General features: G+C 37.1%; 1 protein-coding gene. It reads left to right on the forward strand.

The features are described from left to right. Positions 1-3,105 (forward strand): type ISP restriction/modification enzyme (locus QWU_RS09405; protein ID WP_017196499.1); only part of this gene is annotated, 3,105 nt, incomplete at both ends.

Consider the following 3,105-nt stretch of genomic DNA (forward strand, 5'->3'; position numbering starts at 1 on the left):
TGACGGAACACAAAGTGTCAAAAAACGCAATGAAGAATTGGATTGGCTGAAACAAGATGCTGAAAACAATATTTGTCGCATCTTAAGCAATGTCCGGTGTCTTTCAGAAGGGATTGATGTTCCTGCTCTTGATGCCATCATGTTCTTACATCCGCGTAATAGCCAAGTGGATGTGATACAGGCGGTAGGACGTGTGATGCGTCGTGCTCCAAATAAGAAAACGGGCTATATTATTTTACCCATTATCATTCCTTCACACTTAGAAGCCAAAAAAGCTTTACGAAACAATAAGAGATACCGTGTTGTTTGGCAAGTTTTGCATGCTTTACATTCTCATGATGAAAGGCTTGCTCGGACAATTAATCAAATGTCTTTAGGACAAGATAGCAGTCATACGATTGAGATTATAGAGATCAAGCGTGACGATGAATTAAAAGAGCTTACCACAACAGTTGATGAGGTCTCGATCCAATCAAAAGCAGAAAGTTCTGGACATGTGATTGGAACAGCAGCAAGCAAATCTCAATCGGTATCTGGAGGACAAGGAGACTTATTCCGCCGTTCTGAATTTTTTGATTTTGTCAAAGCCATTTTTCTGGATAGTTTTAAAATCACGGATTATTGGGGCATATGGGCAAACAATGTTTCTGAGATTGCTCAAAACCATATTACACATCTTCAAAACCTGCTTGCTGATGAAAACAGTGAAGCCTTTCATGCTTTTGATGCATTCCATAAGGAATTACAAAACAACGTCAACAGCGATATCAAACAAGAAGAAGCCATTGAGATGCTTGCACAGCATCTTGTCACGCGTCCCGTGTTTGAAGCCTTATTTGAAGGCAATGAATTTGTACAAAACAATGCCATTTCGCAAGCAATGGACAAGATCTTAAGAGAACTGGATAAAATCAATATCGAAGAAAAAACCAAAGATCTTGATAAATTTTACAAAAGTGTCACGTTCTGTACAGCAGGGATTACCGAAACTCATGCAAAACAGAATCTTATTATCAACCTTTATGAAAGCTTTTTTGCCAAGGCATTTAAGAAAACAACGGATAGGCTTGGGATTGTTTATACGCCCATAGAGGTTGTCGATTTTATCATTCATTCTGTTGATGATGTTTTACGCAATGAGTTTGGAAAAAGTCTAGGATCACGTGGTGTCTCTATTCTTGACCCTTTTACAGGAACGGGTACTTTTATCACGCGGCTTTTACAATCCAATCTCATCAAACCAGAGGATATGGAATATAAATTCCGTCATGATATCCACGCCAATGAAATTGTTTTACTTGCCTATTACATAGCAGCGATCAACATTGAATCGACTTATCATAGTCTGAAGAAAGGTGAGTATATTCCTTTTAAGCATATTGGTTTGGCTGATACTTTTCAAACGCTTAAAGAAAAAGATCTTATAGAAGGTATACTCAAAGAAAACAGTGAATATTTAGAACATCAGAAAAACCTCGATATTGAAGTTATCTTTGGTAACCCTCCTTATTCAACAGGTCAAAGAAGTGCTAATGATAATAATCCAAATACATCTTATCACGTATTAGATGAACGTATAGAAGCAACTTATGCCGCTCAATCGAATGCAAGTCTTATGCAAGCACTTTATGATAGTTATATCCGCGCTATCCGTTGGGCAAGCGACCGTATAAAAAACCGTGGTGTTATTGGTTTTGTCACAAATGCAAGTTTTATCACTGGATATTCTATGGATGGCTTACGCAAATGCCTCGTTGAAGAATTTAGCAGCCTTTATATTTTCCATTTACGGGGGAATGCGCGGACTTCTGGAGAACAACGTAAGAAAGAAAGTGGTGGAGTTTTTGGTGAAGGTTCTCGAGCCCCTATAGCTATCTCTATTCTCGTAAAAAATCCAGAATCTCAGCAGCGTGGGAAAATATATTTCCGTGATATTGGAGATTATCTCACGAGAAAAGAAAAGCTTACAATAATCGAATCCCTTGGTAGCATTGATGGTATTACACAGAGCAAACAAGGTTGGCAAATAATTACACCAGATAAACATGGTGATTGGCTTGGTCAACGTGATGACAATTTTAAAGAATTTTTAGCCTTGGGTGATAAAAAAGGACATAGTAAAAAGCTCTTTGAAACATTTTCTTGTGGTTTAAAAACCAATCGTGATGCTTGGGCATATAATTCAAGTCGTGAAATGTTAGCAAAAAATATGAATAACATGATTTCCTTCTATAATAGCGAGGTAAAACGTTTTAACGATACCTATGCGCATACTGACCGTAAAACGCGTACCAATGCTGTAGATAATTTCGTCAATACGGATGCAAAGAGGATCAGTTGGAGTCTTAATCTTAAACAACATTTAGCTAAAGGAAAGGTTTTTGAGTTTAACAATGCATGTTTTACACAAAGTCTTTACCGTCCTTTTACACAACAGTGGCTTTATTACAACCGTATTTTTAATGAAGCAATTTCTCAAATGCCGCGAATATTTCCGATAGGAGAAACGGTTGAAAATAGGGTAATGCAAATTACAGGCTTAGGAGGAAAAAAAGGGTTTTCTGTTTTGATGAGTAAAATTTTGCCTGATGTTCAGGTAATAAGCAATGGACAAGGCTTTCCAAGATATTGTTATGAAAATATTACATCCTTAAAAGATAAAGACGATAACCAGTCTTATTTGTTTACATATTCTCAAGATGAGATCAAAACAGCTGGTTTACAACGGCGTGATGCTATTACTGATGAAGGGTTAGCACATTTTAAAGCAGCTTATCCGAATGAAAGCGTAACAAAAGATGATCTCTTCTATTACGTTTATGGGATTTTACATTCGGAAGATTATCGTGCTCGTTATGCTGATAACCTCTCTAAAGAATTGCCTCGCATTCCTTGTGTTAAAAGCGCTGAAGATTTTTGGAAATTTGTTAACGCAGGACGTAAACTCGGTCATTTGCATGTAAACTATGAAGATGTGGAACCTTATCCCGTGACCTTTAAAAAGGGTAATCCAAAACAGACAGAGATCTCTAATCCCGAAAAGTTTTACTACGTTACAGAAATGAAATTCGCAAAAGCAGGTAAAGAGAAAGATAAATCAACTGT

The sequence above is a fragment of the Bartonella birtlesii IBS 325 genome (assembly GCF_000273375.1).
GTDB classification, from domain to species: domain Bacteria; phylum Pseudomonadota; class Alphaproteobacteria; order Rhizobiales; family Rhizobiaceae; genus Bartonella; species Bartonella birtlesii.